At 43.3% G+C, this 17,919-nt stretch carries 22 protein-coding genes and 1 rRNA gene; 2 read left to right on the top strand and 21 right to left on the bottom strand.

The window, feature by feature from the left end:
• Both FZC78_RS20570 and FZC78_RS20565 read right to left on the bottom strand, forming a co-directional pair.
• Positions 1-415 (bottom strand): 16S ribosomal RNA (locus FZC78_RS20570); the annotation flags it as partial.
• 327 nt (positions 416-742) lie between these two features.
• The gene (locus tag FZC78_RS20565; RefSeq protein WP_148941965.1) at positions 743-970 is read right to left on the bottom strand and encodes a hypothetical protein; all 228 of its coding nucleotides are present in this window, start codon (positions 968-970) and stop codon (positions 743-745) included.
• 139 nt (positions 971-1,109) lie between these two features.
• On the opposite strand from FZC78_RS20565, the gene pdaB reads away from it, so the two are divergent.
• Complete coding sequence (pdaB, locus tag FZC78_RS20560; RefSeq protein ID WP_148941962.1) at positions 1,110-1,859, top strand: polysaccharide deacetylase family sporulation protein PdaB; 750 nt, start codon at positions 1,110-1,112, stop codon at positions 1,857-1,859.
• A gap of 745 nt (positions 1,860-2,604) precedes the next feature.
• On the opposite strand, the gene FZC78_RS20550 is transcribed toward pdaB, so the two are convergent.
• Complete coding sequence (locus FZC78_RS20550) at positions 2,605-3,222, bottom strand: KinB-signaling pathway activation protein (RefSeq protein WP_148941961.1); 618 nt, start codon at positions 3,220-3,222, stop codon at positions 2,605-2,607.
• A 151-nt stretch (positions 3,223-3,373) separates the two neighbouring features.
• Here FZC78_RS20550 and gerD point away from each other — a divergent pair, with 151 nt between their 5' ends.
• Entirely contained in the window at positions 3,374-4,030 is a 657-nt protein-coding gene (gerD, locus tag FZC78_RS20545; protein ID WP_148941960.1) for a spore germination lipoprotein GerD, read from the top strand.
• Between the two features lie 59 nt (positions 4,031-4,089).
• On the opposite strand, the gene FZC78_RS20540 is transcribed toward gerD, so the two are convergent.
• The 18 genes from FZC78_RS20540 to FZC78_RS20455 form a co-directional block, all read right to left on the bottom strand.
• Positions 4,090-5,151 (bottom strand): P-loop NTPase, encoded by a 1,062-nt coding sequence (locus tag FZC78_RS20540; protein WP_148941959.1) that lies wholly within the window; start codon positions 5,149-5,151, stop codon positions 4,090-4,092.
• 1,757 nt (positions 5,152-6,908) lie between these two features.
• Complete coding sequence (gene cwlD / locus FZC78_RS20535) at positions 6,909-7,631, bottom strand: N-acetylmuramoyl-L-alanine amidase CwlD (protein WP_148941958.1); 723 nt, start codon at positions 7,629-7,631, stop codon at positions 6,909-6,911.
• A 70-nt stretch (positions 7,632-7,701) separates the two neighbouring features.
• Entirely contained in the window at positions 7,702-8,148 is a 447-nt protein-coding gene (locus FZC78_RS20530) for a DUF2521 family protein (protein ID WP_148941957.1), read from the bottom strand.
• 607 nt (positions 8,149-8,755) lie between these two features.
• On the bottom strand, positions 8,756-9,148 hold the full coding sequence (gene rpsI, locus FZC78_RS20525) for a 30S ribosomal protein S9 (RefSeq protein WP_006838393.1): 393 nt from the start codon (positions 9,146-9,148) through the stop codon (positions 8,756-8,758).
• Between the two features lie 22 nt (positions 9,149-9,170).
• Positions 9,171-9,608 (bottom strand): 50S ribosomal protein L13, encoded by a 438-nt coding sequence (rplM, locus tag FZC78_RS20520; protein ID WP_113929787.1) that lies wholly within the window; start codon positions 9,606-9,608, stop codon positions 9,171-9,173.
• Positions 9,609-9,893: 285 nt separating this feature from the next.
• Positions 9,894-10,631, bottom strand: coding sequence for a tRNA pseudouridine(38-40) synthase TruA (gene truA / locus FZC78_RS20515; protein WP_148941956.1), 738 nt, complete (start codon positions 10,629-10,631; stop codon positions 9,894-9,896).
• Positions 10,632-10,644: 13 nt separating this feature from the next.
• Complete coding sequence (locus tag FZC78_RS20510) at positions 10,645-11,442, bottom strand: energy-coupling factor transporter transmembrane component T family protein (RefSeq protein WP_148941955.1); 798 nt, start codon at positions 11,440-11,442, stop codon at positions 10,645-10,647.
• Positions 11,439-12,308, bottom strand: a complete 870-nt coding sequence (locus FZC78_RS20505) for an energy-coupling factor ABC transporter ATP-binding protein (protein WP_148941954.1) — start codon at positions 12,306-12,308, stop codon at positions 11,439-11,441. Before FZC78_RS20505 ends, FZC78_RS20510 begins: the two co-directional genes overlap by 4 nt.
• A complete protein-coding gene (locus tag FZC78_RS20500) occupies positions 12,284-13,120 on the bottom strand; it encodes an energy-coupling factor ABC transporter ATP-binding protein (RefSeq protein WP_148941953.1) in 837 nt (278 codons plus the stop codon). Before FZC78_RS20500 ends, FZC78_RS20505 begins: the two co-directional genes overlap by 25 nt.
• A 338-nt stretch (positions 13,121-13,458) precedes the next feature.
• Positions 13,459-13,821, bottom strand: coding sequence for a 50S ribosomal protein L17 (rplQ, locus tag FZC78_RS20495; RefSeq protein ID WP_148941952.1), 363 nt, complete (start codon positions 13,819-13,821; stop codon positions 13,459-13,461).
• Positions 13,822-13,868: 47 nt separating this feature from the next.
• Entirely contained in the window at positions 13,869-14,813 is a 945-nt protein-coding gene (locus FZC78_RS20490) for a DNA-directed RNA polymerase subunit alpha (RefSeq protein WP_148941951.1), read from the bottom strand.
• Positions 14,814-14,984: 171 nt separating this feature from the next.
• Positions 14,985-15,374 carry a 30S ribosomal protein S11 gene (rpsK, locus tag FZC78_RS20485; protein ID WP_113929780.1) on the bottom strand — a complete coding sequence of 130 codons (390 nt, stop codon included), beginning with the start codon at positions 15,372-15,374 and terminating at the stop codon, positions 14,985-14,987.
• Positions 15,375-15,398: 24 nt separating this feature from the next.
• On the bottom strand, positions 15,399-15,764 hold the full coding sequence (gene rpsM / locus FZC78_RS20480; protein WP_148941950.1) for a 30S ribosomal protein S13: 366 nt from the start codon (positions 15,762-15,764) through the stop codon (positions 15,399-15,401).
• Positions 15,765-15,788: 24 nt separating this feature from the next.
• On the bottom strand, positions 15,789-15,902 hold the full coding sequence (rpmJ, locus tag FZC78_RS20475; RefSeq protein WP_000868344.1) for a 50S ribosomal protein L36: 114 nt from the start codon (positions 15,900-15,902) through the stop codon (positions 15,789-15,791).
• Between the two features lie 38 nt (positions 15,903-15,940).
• Positions 15,941-16,159 (bottom strand): translation initiation factor IF-1, encoded by a 219-nt coding sequence (infA, locus tag FZC78_RS20470; RefSeq protein ID WP_113929778.1) that lies wholly within the window; start codon positions 16,157-16,159, stop codon positions 15,941-15,943.
• Positions 16,146-16,472: a KOW domain-containing RNA-binding protein gene (locus FZC78_RS20465; RefSeq protein WP_148941949.1), complete on the bottom strand. Its 327-nt coding sequence runs from the start codon at positions 16,470-16,472 to the stop codon at positions 16,146-16,148. The genes infA and FZC78_RS20465 overlap by 14 nt, the downstream gene beginning before the upstream one ends.
• Positions 16,473-16,487: 15 nt before the next feature.
• Positions 16,488-17,234: a type I methionyl aminopeptidase gene (gene map, locus FZC78_RS20460; RefSeq protein ID WP_148941948.1), complete on the bottom strand. Its 747-nt coding sequence runs from the start codon at positions 17,232-17,234 to the stop codon at positions 16,488-16,490.
• A complete protein-coding gene (locus FZC78_RS20455; RefSeq protein WP_148941947.1) occupies positions 17,234-17,884 on the bottom strand; it encodes an adenylate kinase in 651 nt (216 codons plus the stop codon). The genes map and FZC78_RS20455 overlap by 1 nt, the downstream gene beginning before the upstream one ends.
• Positions 17,885-17,919: the final 35 nt, after the last annotated feature.

The raw sequence follows: 17,919 nt of genomic DNA, 5'->3' as shown, positions 1-17,919 counted from the left end.
ACTCACGCGGCGTTGCTCCGTCAGACTTTCGTCCATTGCGGAAGATTCCCTACTGCTGCCTCCCGTAGGAGTCTGGGCCGTGTCTCAGTCCCAGTGTGGCCGATCACCCTCTCAGGTCGGCTACGCATCGTTGCCTTGGTGAGCCGTTACCCCACCAACTAGCTAATGCGCCGCGGGTCCATCTGTAAGTGGCAGCCGAAGCCGCCTTTCCACTTTTCCTCATGCGAGAAAAAGAACTATCCGGTATTAGCCCCGGTTTCCCGGAGTTATCCCAGTCTTACAGGCAGGTTACCCACGTGTTACTCACCCGTCCGCCGCTGACTTCAGGGAGCAAGCTCCCATCAGTCCGCTCGACTTGCATGTATTAGGCACGCCGCCAGCGTTCGTCCTGAGCCAGGATCAAACTCTCCGAAAGAAGTTTGACTTGCTCATTTGCTATTTTTAAAGTATTAGCAACTTTGTAAGAAACATGTTCTTACTAGATTTACGTTGACGTTTTGTTTGTTTGTTTTGTTCAGTTTTCAAGGTTCAATCTGTGTCGCTCGTTTTTGGCGACTTAATTATCTTACCACTTCCAGCAAGCTGAGTCAACAACTTTTTTGAAGTTTTTAAAGATGTTTTTTTGTGAATCACTGTCGTAAAACAGCGACGTTTAATAATATATCAGGATACCAATTGAAAGTCAACGGTTCTTCACAAAAAAATTATTGACCCAGGCTTGTCCAGTTCTAATCCCGTTATTCTATCTTTCCTGCTGAACTTTCGTAGTCTTCATGTATTTAAGGCATTCTTTTTTTGAGGCAACCCTTTTAAATAAAGTGAATAATATTTTATATCTCTCATCCATAGCTCTTTTTACTATATGATCGATCCTGGAATCTTTTAAATCAAATAGTATTTCATCCATTTCTCTCTTTAATAGATATTCAATTTCCTGTCTCTCTCTTTCATTTATAAGGAAGCCCAGCAAAACATTCACCCCTTCAATGTTGTAATTGTAGTTTTTTCCAAAAGAGCCCAATTTATAATCACCATTTCACTTTTTCTGTAATATTTTTTCTTCGGACATGCATATGTTAGATTAGGAAATCGTCTCTTGGAGGGATAGTATGAATGTTTTTTACACATTAAATGGCCGAAAAGTTAAACAAGGCATTCTTATTCTGGTTATATCTTTCTTCACCGCTTTATTTATTTTTACGGGAAGTCTTTCTGCTTTGCCTGTTTTCTCAACGGATGATGGACCTAAAGCCATATATAAAGGGGATAAGGGCGTATCACTTACTTTCAATGTTGGATGGGGTGATGAAAAGGCAGAGCCGATTCTTAATGCACTTGAAAAACAGGGCGTTCAATCAGCGACCTTCTTTCTATCTGGTGCATGGGCGGAAAGGCACCCGGATCTTGTAGAGAAAATTAATAAGCAGGGATATGAAATCGGCAGCCTTGGGTACGCTTATAAGGATTACAGCGATATGGATGACGGGAAGGTAATTCAGGATTTACAGAAGGCTCAAGAAGTGTTTACGAAGCTTAACGTTAAAGATGTAAAACTTCTCAGGATGCCGACCGGTCATTTTGATAAAAGAGTTTTATCTATTGCAGATAAACTGGGATATACGGTCGTTCACTGGAGTGTGAATTCCCAGGATTGGACGAATCCCGGAGTGGAGCAGATTGTAGAGAATGTTTCTGCTGCTAAGAAAGGGGATATTGTCCTTCTTCACGCTTCTGATTCAGCTAAACAGACAGAAAAGGCCCTGCCGGAAATTGTGAAGTCTCTTAAATCAAAAGGGGATTTCATAAGTGTGTCTGAAATGATTGCGAATGGGAAAACTAAGACAACCTTAATACCATAAGAACAAAAGCTGAAGCGCCTCGATCAGCCCCGACAGGCAAATGTTCCTCAGAGAAAAAAAGGGGCTCTTTCCTTTTATTCTCTGAGGGTTATTTGACCCCGAGGGGCTAGGCGCTGAAGCTGGACGGATCAAAAGCTGAAGCGCCTCGATCAGCCCCGACAGGCAAATGTTCCTCAGAGAAAAAAAGGGGCTCTTTCCTTTTATTCTCTGAGGGTTATTTGACCCCGAGGGGCTAGGCGCTGAAGCTGGACGGATCAAAAGCTGAAGCGCCTCGATCAGCCCCGACAGGCAAATGTTCCTCAGAGAAAAAAAGGCGCTCTTTCCTTTTATTCTCTGAGGGTTATTTGACCCCGAGGGGCTAGGCGCTGAAGCTGGACGGATCAAAAGCTGAAGCGCCTCGATCAGCCCCGACAGGCAAATGTTCCAAAGAGAAAAAAGCCGTTTGGATTTGAGCCGCTGTCGTTTATCCAATCCACCATGTTTAAACTTTCTTTCCTTTAAAAAGACTCTTTTCGTAAACTTTGTTGCTATTTGATACTAATTCCGAAGAAATATCATTATCTATTAGGAAAAATACGGTAGTATCGAAAAGAAAAGAGCTACTGCTCCCTGATAAGAGATAAAACTCTTAGTATCCGGGGAAAAATCCGGCTCTTGGGATTTTTCCGAAAACAACAATATATGCGAAAACAGCCTTTGAAAAAGAGAAAAGAGGACTGACCCGGCAATCGGATCAGTCCTCTTTTTATTTTTTACTTTTTCTCTCTTCTTCAGACCTTCTATTGAACTTCGGCAGGGCCAGAAGCTGATAAGCATTACACGCCAGCAAAGCGAACAACATAAGGAAAAGCCATTTGCTCTCCTTTGCCTGCAAAACCGGAAGCCATTCAAGCACGGTAACAACGACCATGAAGAAAATCGCCGAAACAAATGTATTTTGTCCGGACTGCTTGTTCTTTAAATAAGCTACTACCAGCCCCGTCACGAGAATCAATGAAAACAAGAGGATATAAGATGGCTTGATTTCTCCATTTACCATAAAGCCATCAAAGCGGAAATAGACCAAATCAAACAACACAAAAAGGGTGATAACAATCTGAACTGTTTTCCAGAAAGAACGGAACATCCCCATTCCAAATTGATGAATCGTCAAATATGCAAAAAAGCCCATTTGGCTGATGACACTAAACGTAAAACCGACAACAACCAGCCATAAAAACACAGAGATGACTTTACCTAATTCAAAGTCGCTGAACCAGGGAGCAAATTCATCCCATCTTAATATTAATCCTGAAATACCAGTAACAAGTCCACCTATCATAAGCGTGGAGAAGAATAATCGAATCCAATTCCGGATAGTCACTTAGAAAATGCCTCCATTACAATTTTTTGCACTTCTTTGATTGTACCAAACGAGCATTTGAAAAATCCACATCAACTTTTCCCTCGGTATATTTTTTTTCATTTAACTCATATTAATTGTAGGGATATTTTGAAGTGAAAGGGGCTTTAAAATGAAAAAACTATCCTTACTTTTGGTACTGCTGCCGCTCCTCATACTATCTGCCTGTGGCGGCGGAGGAGGCGGACAAGCAAGCGCCAGCCAGCCTGACTACGACGAGACCAAGAAAATGGTTGTTGATATACTAAAAACAGATGATGGAAAGAAAGCGATTCAGGAAATCATGACGGATGAAAAAGTGAAACAGCAGCTGATCATGGATGAAAGTGTCGTAAAAGAGACCATTGTCACGACCCTCACATCAGAAAAAGGAAGCGAATTTTGGAAAAAATCCTTTGAAGATCCAAAATTTGCTGAACAGATGGCTAAGAGCATGAAAACTGAAAATGAAAAGCTTTTAAAAGACCTCATGAAAGATCCCGAGTACCAAGGAATGGTCATGGATATTCTCAAGGATCCAGAAATTCAAAAGGAAATCGGGGAGACGCTGAAGAGCAAGGAATACAGAGAACACCTGCAGCAGGTTGTAACCGAAACCTTTGAAAGCCCATTATTCAAAGCCAAGATTCAAGATATCCTGCTTAAAGCAGCCGGGGAAATGAAAGGCCAGGGCGGAGAGCAGGGTCAAGAAGGCGGGGGTGAAAGCGGCGGAGGTGAGTCCGGAGGCGGCGGAGGTTCCGAAGAATCCGGCGGTGAAGGCGGAGCTTAACTCCTTTTCGCATTATAAAAAGAGCAGTGAACCATATAAGTTCACCGCTCTTTTTTGCTCTAAGAAAGCAAGTTAATCACTTTGTGGGCGATGTCTCCATAGACTTTGCCTATGCGGTGGTCCACATCGTATACAGACGGAGCAAAGTCATCTTCATCCCAGTCAGGCTGTTGAAGAGGAAGTTGTCCAAGAAGCTCCGTTCTTAATTCTTCAGATAGCTTCTCGCCGCCTCCCCTTCCAAAGACATATTCTCTCTCTCCAGTCGTTTTGCTCTCGAAGTAAGACATATTTTCTATAACACCCAGGATTTCATGATCTGTGCTTAAGGCCATGGCCCCTGCACGCGCAGCAACGAAAGCCGCTGTAGGGTGAGGAGTGGTCACAATGATTTCTTTACACTGCGGAAGCATCGTATGAATATCAAGAGCTACATCTCCTGTTCCCGGCGGCAGATCCAGCAGCAGGTAATCAAGTTCTCCCCACTCCACTTCGCCAAAGAAGTTATTGAGCATCTTGCCAAGCATCGGTCCTCTCCAAATAACTGGAGCATTGTCTTCCACAAAGAATCCCATGGATATTACCTTCACCCCGAATCTTTCAACTGGAATGATTTTTTCACCTCTTACGACAGGTCTCTTTACAATTCCCATCATATCCGGAACACTAAATCCGTAGATGTCAGCATCAACCAATCCGACCTTTTTGCCTGCACGCGCCAGTGAAACAGCAAGATTTACGGCAACAGTTGATTTTCCAACGCCGCCTTTTCCGCTCGCGATAGCGATAAAGGTTGTCTTGCTTCCAGGTGAAAGCAGGCTGCCGGATTCCCCATCAACTTCAGGTTGTGCTCCTCTATGTTTTTCAAGCTCTTCTGGCGGAAGGTCAGCAAAACGAATACCAACCGTTTCAGCACCATTTTCTTTTAGTATCTTGACGATTTCCTGCTGCATCTTCATCTGTTCAGCAGTCCCCGTCTTCGCAATCGCTACCTTCACGCTGACATGGCTTTTCTCTTCTTTTACACTAACTTCAACAACACCGTTGGTTTCCTCGAGTGTTTTATGTAAGAAAGGATCTTTAATTTTATATAATAAATCTCTCACTTGTTGTTCTGTTAACATTCTTTACACCTTCCTTTAATACTGAATTCGTTTACATTCTTTTTCAGTATAACATATTCTAATTCTATTGAATTGTCTAACAGCTTGGAGGGAGAAAATAACATAAATTCATTTGATGACGGAAATCATTATGAGTATTTATTTCAGGATATTTTATCATCTGTTCATCAATCGGGAGTTATATCATCGAAAGAACCTGGCTCTTTTGAAAGCAGCTTGACTTTGCAATACACTGACTTACCCTTGCATTCATACCGGCAGGGCGAAGGCATAGCTGAGGTGATAAACATACACTCATATAGCCCTATCGAACTGTTTGGGTACGTATCTCAGGTTAAAAACGCTTACTCATGTTTCGATTGCAGCTTTGTGGAGACATAGCTCTGACTAAACCCGCTTACTTATGTATTCACTCCAACCTCTTGAAGACATATCTTCGGCAAAAACCACTCACTCATGTATCCACTCGAACCGCTTGAGGACATATCTTGGACTAAATCCGCTCACTCATGTATCCACTCGAGCCTCTTGGAGACATATCTCCAACAAAACCCCCTCACTCATGTATCTACTCAAGCCGCTTGAGGACATATCTCCATCAAAAAACACTCACTCATGTATCCACTCGAACCTCTTGGGGACATATCTCCGGTCAGAACCCCTCACTCATGTATCCACTCGAGCCGCTTGAGGACATATCTTGGACTAATTCCGCTCACTCATGTATCCACTCGAGCCTCTCGAAGACATATCTCCAGCAAGAAACCTCACTCATGTATCCACTCAAACCTCTTGAAGACATATCTCCAACAAAAACCACTCACTCATGTATCCACTCGAGCCGCTTGAGAACTTGAGGACATATCTCCAACAAAAACCACTCACTTATGTATCCACTCGAACCTCTTGAAGACATATCTCCAACAAAAACCACTCACTCATGTATCCACTCGAGCCTCTTGGAGACATATCTCCAGCAAGAAACCACTCACTCATGTATCCACTCGAGCGGCTTGAGAACTTGAGGACATATCTCCAACAAAAACCACTCACTTATGTATCCACTCGAACCTCTTGAAGACATATCTCCAACAAAAACCACTCACTCATGTATCCACTCGAGCCTCTTGAAGACATATCTCCAACCCCCCCCCTCACTCATGTATCCACTTGAGCCTCTTGGAGACATATCTCCAGCACAAACCACTCACTCATGTATCCACTCGAGCCGCTTGAGGACATATCTTGGACTAATTCCACTCACTCATGTATCCACTCGAACCTCTTGGAGACATATCTCCAGCACAAACCACTCACTCATGTATCCACTCGAGCCGCTTGAGGACATATCTCCAGCAAAAATCCCTCACTCATGTATCCACTCGAGCCGCTTGGAGACATATCTCCAGCAAAAGCCACTCACTCATGTATCCACTCGAATCTCTTGAAGACATATCTCCAACAAAAACCACTCACTCATGTACCCACTCGAGCCGCTTGGAGACATATCTCCAGCAAAAAACACTCACTCATGTATCCACTCGAGCATCTCGAAGACATATCTCCAGCAAAAACCACTCACTCATGTATCCACCCGAATCTCTTGAAGACATATCTCCGGTCAGAACCCCTCACTCATGTATCTACTCAACCGACGGGACATAACCAACCAACACTTTTACTAGCGGACCAACTTGCAAAGGAGGTACATCAATTGACAGATATTGCTTAGGTGCCAAATAAAAAAACTGAGAGGATTATTCCTCATCAGTTTTCTCATCATAATACTTTAGTACTCCTTCATATATAGAGGCTGCCACTTTTTGCTGGTATTTTTCAGTCATGAGATTGGCCTTTTCACCTGGATTGGAAAGAAATCCGATTTCCACCAGTGCACCTGGCTTGTTGATGTGCTTAACAAGATACACATTCTGGATTCCTTTTGCCTCTCTCTTCGTATTTTCCAGATTCCTGATCAGCTCTGACTGAATGGACGTGGCAACCTCTTTGTTTTCTTTAAACTTTGGATTATAAAACGTTTGTGCCCCGCTCCACCTGCTGGAAGGAATAGCGTTCAAATGAATACTTAGATACAGATCTGCATCTGAGGAATTGATGAGATCCAGCCGTTTTTTAAGGTCTTCCGTCTTTCGTCTGCTGTATCCTTTCATTCCTTCAGGTGCCAGGTCATGATCATCTTCCCTTGTCAGGATGACGAGTGCTCCCTGCTCCTGAAAGTAATCCCGCAGCATCAACGTTACATTCAATGCAATATCTTTTTCAAGGACCTTGGCGCTGCCCTCTCCGCTGTCAGCGCCTCCATCAGCTCCGCCATGCCCGGGATCCAGGTATATAATCTTCCCTGATAAAGGCAGGTTCCACGATTCCCATGTATTCGTGTCCAGCAATTTATACTGAAATATAAAAAAAAGGATGATGACTACTCCGGCAACCCCTATCATCTTCAGCTTATTGTTCATTTAATTTCCCCTCCCCCATCTCTATAAAAAATATGGGACAAGGGTAGATTTTAGAACTGCCGGAATAAATTTAATGCATTCTCATTTTATGTCTCTTGATGCCGTTTCTGTATCCTTCACTCCACCATGTTTCAACGAAATGTTCACAGCTGTAGTAAAAGGACTCATCCACTGCATTGGAAACACCGATCTCTGACCAATAAAGCCAGAAGTTATATAGTGTATCGATATAATGCTTCATCTCAGGTTTACACCGATTCTGAACTTCTTCTTCAGCCTCTCCGCCATAACCAAATTTGCTTAACTTGCCTCCAAGTAAATAGGCTTCTATAGCCACATCAAAGCAGGCTTCATCAAACCCCTGCTGCATCAAGACCCCGCCCTGTACTTTTATCTGTCCAAAATGCTTTCGGACACTTTCTTGGAGCATCTTTATTGAGATTTCCCGCAGCAGCTTCCTTTCATGCTGTATCTGCTTCTCTCTTCTCTTAGAATTAAATGAAGTAATAACGCTCAAAGCTGTTCCCTCCCTTTGAACGTATTTTTTGCTTAAAGTTCTACTTCATTCGAGCAATGGTTTCCAATTCTGCCTGGTGACCGTTATGCCCCCTGATATACGAATATAAATTTTTATGAGTTTTCAGCTGCCTGCAGGGCAGAGATGACCAACTAACATCATCACCTTGAGGTGATATTGCTTGAAATGTCCTTTACACGCTTCCTATGTGACACTTGAGCTTCATCTTTGGCTCGAACTGTCCTTTACATGCTTCCTATGTGACACTTGTGTCTTGAAGTTACCGCCGGGCTACTGAAAAACGATTATTATCTTAGGAAACAGCAAGTTTTTCGGCGCTTTCTATTTTTTCGACAAAATGACTGTTTCATGACTGCTTTCCCACCCTGGAAAATATCATATGTATCGGGATAAGAACGACGAAAGGATTTGAGCACACTATCAAGAAACAATATCCTCTGCAAGCCTATTCCCCCCTCCAAACCTTTAACAGCCTCTCGCACTATATAGGTAAACCGACTTGTCGACACAGTGATTATTAGCAGCATCAGGACAAACAAAAAAATCCCAGCTGGATAAACCAGCTGGGATCGAACGATAATAAATATTAACGTTTTGAGAACTGAGGTGCACGACGAGCGCCTTTAAGACCGTATTTTTTACGTTCTTTCATACGAGCGTCACGAGTCAGTAATCCTGCACGCTTAAGAGTTCCGCGGTATTCAGGATCAGCTTGAAGCAATGCACGGGCGATACCGTGACGGATTGCACCAGCTTGGCCAGTGTATCCACCACCGTTAACGTTTACCAACACATCGTAGTTGCCAACAGTTTCAGTTGCAACTAGAGGTTGTTTGATAACCTCACGTAGTGCTTCGAATGGGATGTAGTTTTCTACTTCACGATCATTAATAACGATTTTTCCGTTACCTGGTACTAAACGTACACGAGCTACTGAGCTCTTACGACGACCAGTTCCGTAATATTGAACTTGTGCCAAGATAATAACCTCCTCTTATTAATTATCCACGAAGTTCGTAAACTTCTGGTTGTTGTGCTTGGTGCGTATGCTCAGCGCCTGCGAAAACATGCAATTTCTTGAACATTTGACGGCCTAAAGATCCTTTTGGAAGCATACCTTTAATTCCAAGTTCAAGCATTTTTTCTGAGTAGTTTGTACGCATTTCAAGAGCCGTACGGGATTTCAAACCGCCTGGGTGCTGGCTGTGACGGTAGTAGATTTTATCGGTAAGTTTCTTACCTGTCAATTCAATTTTAGATGCATTAATGATGATCACGTGATCACCAGTGTCAACGTGTGGTGTGAAAGTTGGTTTGTGTTTACCACGTAAGATTGCTGCTACTTCGCTGGAAAGGCGACCAAGAGTCTTGCCTTCAGCGTCAACAACGAACCACTTACGTTCGATTTCATTAGCTTTTGCCATATATGTCGTACGCATGAGTTACCCTCCTAATATTTATCATTCATAAATCATTTAAGTTCCGATAGTATATATCTTTAATCACAATAAGATTCCGGGGCTTATCGTGGGGTTAATAACATACCATATGTTATAATATCTTGTTCACGCCGGGATGTCAAGGGAATGTTACACCTGGATTAGTTGTTTTAGAAAAAAAGTATAAAAGCTTTTCTAAATCCTCTGTTCAGTCAAGAATTTTCAGGTGCAAAGAATACGGTTTTTCTTCTTTGCAAAGAGGAGAAGCTAACCATTTTACAACCCTCAGTAAAAAACCTTCCACAAATACAACCCTTGAGGAGCAGCGGTTTTCCCTGCTGCACTGCGGTCTCTTGCCTTTAGCATGGCGCCCGCCTCTTCCGCGCTGTACTTGCCCCTTCCCACATCCAGCAAGGTGCCGGACAGGATCCGGACCATATTATAGAGGAAGCCATTCCCGGTATACGCAAAAGTTAGTTCATCTTCCCTTTCGCTTATATCAATTTTGTATAGTGTCCTGACCTTATCTTCCACATCCGTCTTAGCAGAACAGAAACTGGTAAAGTCATGCTCACCTATTAAATGCTCCGCTGCCTTATGCATTTCTTCTAAATTCAGGTGAAACGGGTAGTGCAAGGCGAAGTTCCTTTTAAAAGGATCTGCTGTTCTACTACGGTAAACAGAATACCGGTACTCTTTTTTCACTGCCGAAAAACGGGCATGGAAATCTTCCGGAACCATTTCTGCTGAACGGACCACAATTTCCGATGGCAGCTTACTGTTCAGCACAGCAGGCCACTTGTCCTCGGGAATAGAGAGCTTTGTATCAAAGTGAAAAACCTGCCCCTTAGCATGGACTCCGGCATCTGTTCTTCCAGAGGCCGTGATTCTCAACTCTTCCCCTTTATGGATGCTGCTTAAGGCCTTTTCAATTTCGAGCTGGACCGTACGTTTCCCCGGCTGCACCTGATACCCTGCAAACGGGGAGCCATCATAGGCCACAGTACACTTTATTCGCTGCATAGAAACACTCCCATTATCCTCTTAATACTAATAGGACCGCGGCCAGTACCACGAGGGATCCCAGGACAGCCGTGTCGGTTCCAGTCCATCTCAAAACCCGGTATTTCGTCCTGCCTTCGCCGCCTTTATACCCTCTGGCTTCCATGGCCGTCGCCAGATCCTCTGCCCTTTTGAACGCACTGACGAACAACGGGATTAACAGGGGTACAATGGACTTGATCCTCTCTTTAACCGGTCCTGTGGCCAGTTCTGCTCCTCGGGCTGTCTGAGCCTTGATGATCTTGTCCGTTTCTTCCATTAGTGTAGGAATGAAGCGGAGGGATATACTCATCATCAGTGCCATCTCGTGCACCGGAAACCTGATCTTCTTCAACGGGTTCAGCAGGGTCTCGAGACCGTCCGTAATGGAGATGGGCGAGGTGGTAAGCGTTAATAGGGTTGTCACAATGATTAAATAGGTGAATCTTAAAGAAATGAATACAGCCTGCCTGAGACCCTCTTCATAGATTTTGATAAAGCCGAAGTCTGCCAGGACCTCTCCCTCTTTAGTAAAAAAGATATGAAGAAGAAAAGTGAACAGCACGAGCCACATCACCGGCTTCAGTCCTCCAAGGAGAAACTTCAGCGGAACCTTTACCGAGAGCATGGCACTCAGCGTAAAAGCTCCAAGTACTGCATAGGTGACAGCATTATTCGCAAGAAAAACTATACATATAAAGGCAAAAATAAAAATTAACTTAGAGCGCGGATCCATTCGGTGTACAAATGAATCGCTCGGTATATAACGGCCGAATATCATTTTATCCATCATGGCTGTTCACCGCGTTCTGAGATGGCTCCCATTTCGGCAGCCAATTCTTCGATGGTCAGACATGTCTTACTGAATTTCATTCCAAGCTTCTGCTCCATACTATATTGGAATTTCACCACTTCCGGCACATCCAGCCCAAGTGAAAACAACCATTCCGGTTTTGAGAAAATATCTTGAGGAGATCCTTTCCCCACAAGCTTGCCTTTTTGCATAATGACGATTTCATCCGCATACTGAGCAGCATCTTCCATACTGTGTGTGACAAGTACAGTAGTCAGACCTTTTTCTCTATGGATCCGATGAAACATCTCCATGATTTCTGTCCTTCCCCTTGGGTCAAGACCTGCTGTTGGTTCATCCAGTACCAGCACATCCGGCTCCATTGCTAGGACGCCTGCAATGGCCACTCTTCTTTTTTGTCCCCCTGAAAGATCAAAAGGAGAGCGCTCCAGTACATCCTCATTCATCCCTACAATCCGAATTAATTCCTTCGCTCTTCTTTCTGCCTCTTCCTGTGTGGCGCCAAAGTTAAGAGGGCCGTAGCATATATCTTTTAATACTGTTTCTTCAAACAGTTGATGTTCAGGAAATTGGAACACGATACCTACGCGTTTCCTGATTGGCTTTAATTGTTTATTTTTCTTTTTGGGAGTTATTTCATATTCTCCTATGACTACTTTTCCTGCTGTCGGTTTCAATAGAGCATTCAAGTGCTGAAGAAGAGTGGATTTTCCCGAACCGGTATGCCCTATGACCGCTGTATACTTTTTTGAAGGCAGAAGGAGGTTGAGATCCTTAAGTGCCAGCTTTTCAAAAGGGGTGCCTGCGGAATAACGGTATTCTACTTTTTCGAGTGATATGTCCATAAATCCCTCACCAATTCTTCTTGTGTCAAATAGGTATCTGCCAGAGCAATCCCACTGTTTCTCAACGCTTTTGCCATCCTGCCGGGAAAGGGGATATCCAGTCCCAGGGCAGTTAATTCTTCATCAAGCTTGAAAATCTCCAAAGGAGTTCCTTCTTTGAACACCTCTCCTTTATTCAAAACGACCATCCTGTCAGCCTTTGCTGCCTCCTCCAGGTCATGGGTAATCGAAATGACAGTAAGACGGCTGTTTTCTTTTAGCTCACGGATCGTTGCTAACACTTCCTGTCTTCCTTGGGGATCCAGCATGGAGGTGGCCTCATCCAGGATAATGATGTCCGGTCTTAAGGCAACCACACCGGCAATAGCCACACGCTGCTTCTGTCCTCCAGAGAGGTGGTGAGGTTCTTGATTAAGAAAATCACTCATTTTGACCAACTTAAGAGCTCCAAGGACTCTCTCTGCCATGGCATCCTGGGCGATTCCGTGATTTTCTAAACCAAAAGCCACATCATCTTCAACGGTAGTACCCACAAATTGATTATCGGGATTTTGAAAAACCATTCCGACCTTTGCTCTGATATCCCATACACTTTCTTCAGTCAGGGAGATGCCATCAACGGTAACGGCCCCATTCTCAGGAAACAGCAATCCATTGAGCATCTTGGCCAATGTCGATTTGCCGGAACCATTATGCCCGACAATGGCCAGCCATTCAGAATCATATACTTTTAAGGAGATATCATTTAATGCATATCCTTCTTGATCATTATAACGGTAGCTCACGTTCTCTATTGAAATGCGTTCTGTCATAGTGATCCCTCCTCTAATCTCTTCTAAGCTCATTGTGTTCTCTTTTAATTTCAGAGCAAATGGGAAAACTACTTTTAATGGAGTTCCCGCCACTTAAAAGGTCCCCAATACAAAAAAAAGCCTGCACCTCGTTCCAAAAACAGCCGCGGCTGTCTTGTTCACTGCAGGAACGGACTTCTATCAAATAGAAGCTGGAAGAGGTGCATGGAGCTAGACGGGTCATTTCTGAGAATGCCCATCATAACGCTCTGCTTTTTGTGTATTGACCAGGGTGTAAACAAAAAGGGCTAGAAGCAGTTAACAAAATAACTGTCCTGCCCTCGTTGTGTAAAATGAAATTATACTAGCTCAATGATAACCATTGGAGCACCGTCACCACGGCGAGGTCCAAGCTTCATGATACGAGTGTATCCGCCTTGACGCTCTGTGTAGCGGCCAGCGATGTCAGCGAATAACTTTTGAACTGCATCTTGGTTCTCTTCAGCGTTAGCTACTTCATGACGGATGAAGCTTGACGCTTGACGACGTGCATGCAAGTCACCACGTTTTCCTAATGTGATCATTTTCTCAACAACTGAGCGAAGTTCTTTTGCACGAGCTTCTGTTGTTTCGATACGTTCGTTGATGATTAGGTCAGTAGCCAAATCGCGAAGCATTGCTTTTCGTTGAGCGCTAGTACGTCCTAACTTTCTGTATGCCATTTAAGATTCCCTCCTTTGTTAGATCGTTAAATAACGTTTTGCCTAACTCAGTCGTCCTTGCGTAAACCTAAGCCCAAGTCTTCAAGCTTAACTTTTACTTCTTCCAAGGATTTACGTCCCAAGTTGCGAACTTTCATCATATCTTCTTCAGTCTTGTTGGCAAGTTCCTGAACAGTGTTGATTCCAGCGCGCTTCAAGCAGTTATATGAACGAACAGATAGATCTAGTTCTTCTATAGTCATTTCAAGAACTTTCTCTTTTTGATCCTCTTCTTTTTCTACCATGATTTCAGCATTCTGAGCTTCGTCAGTAAGACCGACAAAAATGTTAAGATGCTCATTTAGAATCTTGGCGCCAATAGAAATTGCTTCTTTAGGGCCAATGCTTCCGTCAGTCCAAACATCAAGAGAAAGCTTATCAAAGTTAGTCAACTGACCAACACGAGTGTTTTCTACTTGATAGTTAACGCGTGAAACTGGAGTGTAAATTGAGTCGATTGGGATCACGCCGATTGGCAGGTCCTCACGTTTGTTTTGAACAGCAGGTGTATATCCTCGACCTCGTTGAGCAGTCAGACGCATACGGAAGTTGCTGTTAGTAGACAATGTAGCAATGTGCAGGTCCGGATTAAGGACTTCAACATCACTATCATGAGTAATATCAGCAGCTGTTACTACGCCTTCACCTGGTACATCGATTTCAAGCGTTTTCTCTTCATCAGAGTAAATCTTCAGAGCAAGCTTTTTGATATTCATGATGATTGTCGTTACGTCTTCCACGACACCTTCAATTGTTGAAAATTCATGCAGTACGCCATCAATCTGAATGGACGTTACAGCAGCACCAGGGAGTGAGGACAATAGGATACGACGTAAGGAGTTACCCAAAGTTGTACCATACCCACGCTCGAGTGGTTCTACGACGAATTTCCCAAATGCGGCATCATCGCTGATCTCAACCGTTTCAATTTTTGGTTTCTCAATTTCGATCATTAATATTTACCCTCCTTCAAAACGTCAAAATCCCGGTTTTAGGTTTATCACCGAAATTTCCCATGCTTACGTTCCCGATTGCGTACCAACAACTGGTTTAACCCTCTCTTTATGAACGTATCATTTTATCATATCCATTATTGACACGGATACAAAATTTATACAGAGAAATTAAACGCGGCGACGTTTTGGCGGACGACATCCATTATGAGGAACTGGAGTAACGTCTCTGATTGCAGTAACTTCAAGTCCTGCAGCTTGAAGAGCACGGATTGCTGCTTCACGGCCTGCACCTGGTCCTTTTACTGTTACTTCAAGAGTTTTTAATCCGTGTTCCTGGGATGCTTTTGCAGCAGTTTCAGCAGCCATTTGGGCAGCAAAAGGAGTCGATTTACGAGAACCTTTGAACCCTAAAGAACCTGCACTTGACCATGCTACAGCATTACCATGAACGTCAGTGATCATTACGATAGTGTTGTTGAATGTAGAACGAATGTGTGCAATACCAGATTCGATATTCTTTTTCACACGACGCTTACGAGTGTTAGTTTTACGTGCCATTTTAAGATGTACCTCCTTTACCTATTATTTTTTCTTGTTCGCTACAGTCTTACGAGGACCTTTACGAGTACGAGCGTTGTTTTTAGTGTTTTGACCGCGAACAGGTAAACCTCTGCGGTGGCGGAGACCACGGTAAGAACCGATTTCCATTAGACGTTTGATGTTAAGAGAGATTTCACGACGAAGATCTCCTTCAACTTTCAATTTGTCTACGATATCACGGATTTTACCAAGTTCATCATCAGTCAGGTCGCGAACGCGAGTATCTTCAGATACACCTGATTCAGCAAGAATTTTCTTAGCTGTATTTTTACCAATACCGAAAATGTATGTTAATGAAATGACAATACGTTTGTCACGTGGGATATCAACACCAGCAATACGTGCCATATTAAAAGCGCACCTCCTTCTTTATTAGCCTTGTTTTTGTTTGTGTTTAGGGTTTTCACAGATAACCATGACTTTACCGCGACGGCGAATAACTTTACATTTTTCGCAGATCGGCTTTACGGATGGTCTGACTTTCATCTTATTCTAACCTCCTTGAGAGTACGGAGTGCAATGAATTATTTATAACGATAAGTGACTCTTCCACGAGTCAGGTCATATGGAGATAGTTCAACAGTAACTTTATCTCCTGGCAGGATTCGGATGAAGTGCATACGAATCTTACCGGATACGTGAGCAAGTACCGTATGACCATTTTCTAATTCTACCTTAAACATAGCGTTAGGCAAAGTTTCTACTACTGTGCCTTCCACTTCGATTACATCATCTTTCGCCATCGAATTCGTCTCCCTTCTTAACATCTTCTAAGACTTCGTTCAAAAACTTTGTTAGAGCGTATCGCAGTTTTCCATTCGTCACCCGCCCAGTTTCTGTTAAACTGTTCTGAACTTCTGGAGAGATATAATTGTGAAAATAGAGATGTTGAATGTTTTTCTTCTTAGGACGATCAAACTTTCGCTTATCTCCATCAGCAATTAACACAAACCGTTCATCCACTTTTTGAATGATTACCGAGTACTGCCCGGCATCTCTTCCTTTTCTGGTTGAAACGATCTGCCCTATACATGGAGTCGTATCGGACTCGATCAATCAGATCACCTTCACTTAGGCTTTCGTTAAAATCTCGTAACCTTCTTCTGTAATAGCAATTGTGTGTTCAAAGTGCGCACACATTTTACCATCAACTGTAACAACTGTCCAGTTATCAACTAATGTCCTTACATAACGACTGCCTGCATTTACCATAGGTTCAATAGCAAGTACCATACCAGGCTTTAGACGCGGACCTCTGTTTGGCGGACCATAGTGAGGAATTTGGGGATCCTCATGTAAGTCTTGACCAACACCGTGCCCGACATACTCACGAACAATGGAAAACCCTTCTGCTTCAACATAGGTCTGAATCGAATGAGAGATGTTCGATAGGCGTTCACCTGGTTTTGCTTCTTTTAAGCCTAGATATAATGATTCCTCAGTTACATCCAGCAGTCTTTGAGTTTCGTCATCTATAGTTCCAACAGGATATGTCCAAGCGGAATCACCATGATAACCATTGTATTTAGCACCGATGTCGATGCTGATAATATCACCGTTTTTCAACGTGCGGTCACCCGGAATTCCATGAACCAATTCATCATTTACGGAAGCACAAATGCTGCCACGAAACCCATTATAACCTTTAAAAGAAGTAATTGCACCATTTTGACTTATGAATTTTTCAGCGATTGCATCCAATTCACCAGTCGTTATTCCCGGGGCAATATGCTTTTGCAATTCCTTGTGAGCAAGTGCGACAATCCTGCCAGCTTCACGCATGATGTCTAACTCACGAGGTGTTTTACAAATGATCATTAGCGAGAGCTCCCGATTAGTTCATCAATATCAGAGAAAACCTCTTTGATATCTCTCTGGCCGTCGATGTTAACTAAGTAACCCTTATCTTGATAGAAATCAAGAAGCGGCTGAGTTTGTTTAATATTGACATCCAAGCGGTTCTGAACAGTTTCTTCATTATCATCTGCACGCTGATAAAGGTCACCGCCGCAGCGGTCACAAACGCCCTCTTCACTTGGCGGATTGAATACTAGGTGATAAGTTGCGCCGCACTTTTTGCAGATGCGACGGCCTGTCAGGCGTTCCATCAAGACTTCTTTATCTACCTGTATGTTAATCACATAATCAATTTTCTTATCCAGGTCGGTTAGGATAGTTTCCAGAGCATCTGCCTGAGCAACCGTTCTTGGAAAACCATCTAAAAGGAAACCTTTATGGCAGTCTTCTCTGCTGAGACGTTCACGAACGATTCCGATTGTAACTTCATCAGGAACCAATTCACCTTTATCCATAAAAGATTTAGCTTTCAAGCCCAGCTCCGTTTCCTCTTTCATTGCGGCACGGAACATATCGCCGGTTGAGATATGGGGTATTCCATATTTCTCGACGATCATTTCAGCCTGAGTACCTTTTCCTGCACCTGGCAGACCCATTAAAACTATATTCACTTGAATTCCACCTCAGTCTCTATTAGGGTTTCAGG

It is taken from the genome of Rossellomorea vietnamensis, assembly GCF_008180415.1.
Taxonomy (GTDB): Bacteria; Bacillota; Bacilli; order Bacillales; family Bacillaceae_B; genus Rossellomorea; species Rossellomorea vietnamensis_C.
Note: the sequence above shows the minus strand (reverse complement) of the source record. Positions and strands in the feature narration are given on the sequence as shown.

What these genes read in the sequence shown, in the direction of transcription:
- infA (WP_113929778.1), bottom strand. Translation starts at nt 16,159, where the DNA reads ATGGCGAAAGATGATGTAATCGAAGTGGAAGGCACAGTAGTAGAAACT.
- FZC78_RS20490 (WP_148941951.1), bottom strand. Translation starts at nt 14,813, where the DNA reads ATGATCGAAATTGAGAAACCAAAAATTGAAACGGTTGAGATCAGCGAT.
- cwlD (WP_148941958.1), bottom strand. Translation starts at nt 7,631, where the DNA reads ATGAACAATAAGCTGAAGATGATAGGGGTTGCCGGAGTAGTCATCATC.
- FZC78_RS20505 (WP_148941954.1), bottom strand. Translation starts at nt 12,308, where the DNA reads ATGGACATATCACTCGAAAAAGTAGAATACCGTTATTCCGCAGGCACC.
- FZC78_RS20500 (WP_148941953.1), bottom strand. Translation starts at nt 13,120, where the DNA reads ATGACAGAACGCATTTCAATAGAGAACGTGAGCTACCGTTATAATGAT.
- gerD (WP_148941960.1), top strand. Translation starts at nt 3,374, where the DNA reads ATGAAAAAACTATCCTTACTTTTGGTACTGCTGCCGCTCCTCATACTA.
- rpsK (WP_113929780.1), bottom strand. Translation starts at nt 15,374, where the DNA reads ATGGCACGTAAAACTAACACTCGTAAGCGTCGTGTGAAAAAGAATATC.
- FZC78_RS20510 (WP_148941955.1), bottom strand. Translation starts at nt 11,442, where the DNA reads ATGATGGATAAAATGATATTCGGCCGTTATATACCGAGCGATTCATTT.
- rplQ (WP_148941952.1), bottom strand. Translation starts at nt 13,821, where the DNA reads ATGGCATACAGAAAGTTAGGACGTACTAGCGCTCAACGAAAAGCAATG.
- pdaB (WP_148941962.1), top strand. Translation starts at nt 1,110, where the DNA reads ATGAATGTTTTTTACACATTAAATGGCCGAAAAGTTAAACAAGGCATT.
- map (WP_148941948.1), bottom strand. Translation starts at nt 17,234, where the DNA reads ATGATCATTTGTAAAACACCTCGTGAGTTAGACATCATGCGTGAAGCT.
- FZC78_RS20540 (WP_148941959.1), bottom strand. Translation starts at nt 5,151, where the DNA reads ATGTTAACAGAACAACAAGTGAGAGATTTATTATATAAAATTAAAGAT.
- rplM (WP_113929787.1), bottom strand. Translation starts at nt 9,608, where the DNA reads ATGCGTACGACATATATGGCAAAAGCTAATGAAATCGAACGTAAGTGG.
- rpsM (WP_148941950.1), bottom strand. Translation starts at nt 15,764, where the DNA reads ATGGCACGTATTGCTGGTGTTGATATCCCACGTGACAAACGTATTGTC.
- rpmJ (WP_000868344.1), bottom strand. Translation starts at nt 15,902, where the DNA reads ATGAAAGTCAGACCATCCGTAAAGCCGATCTGCGAAAAATGTAAAGTT.
- truA (WP_148941956.1), bottom strand. Translation starts at nt 10,631, where the DNA reads ATGCAGCGAATAAAGTGTACTGTGGCCTATGATGGCTCCCCGTTTGCA.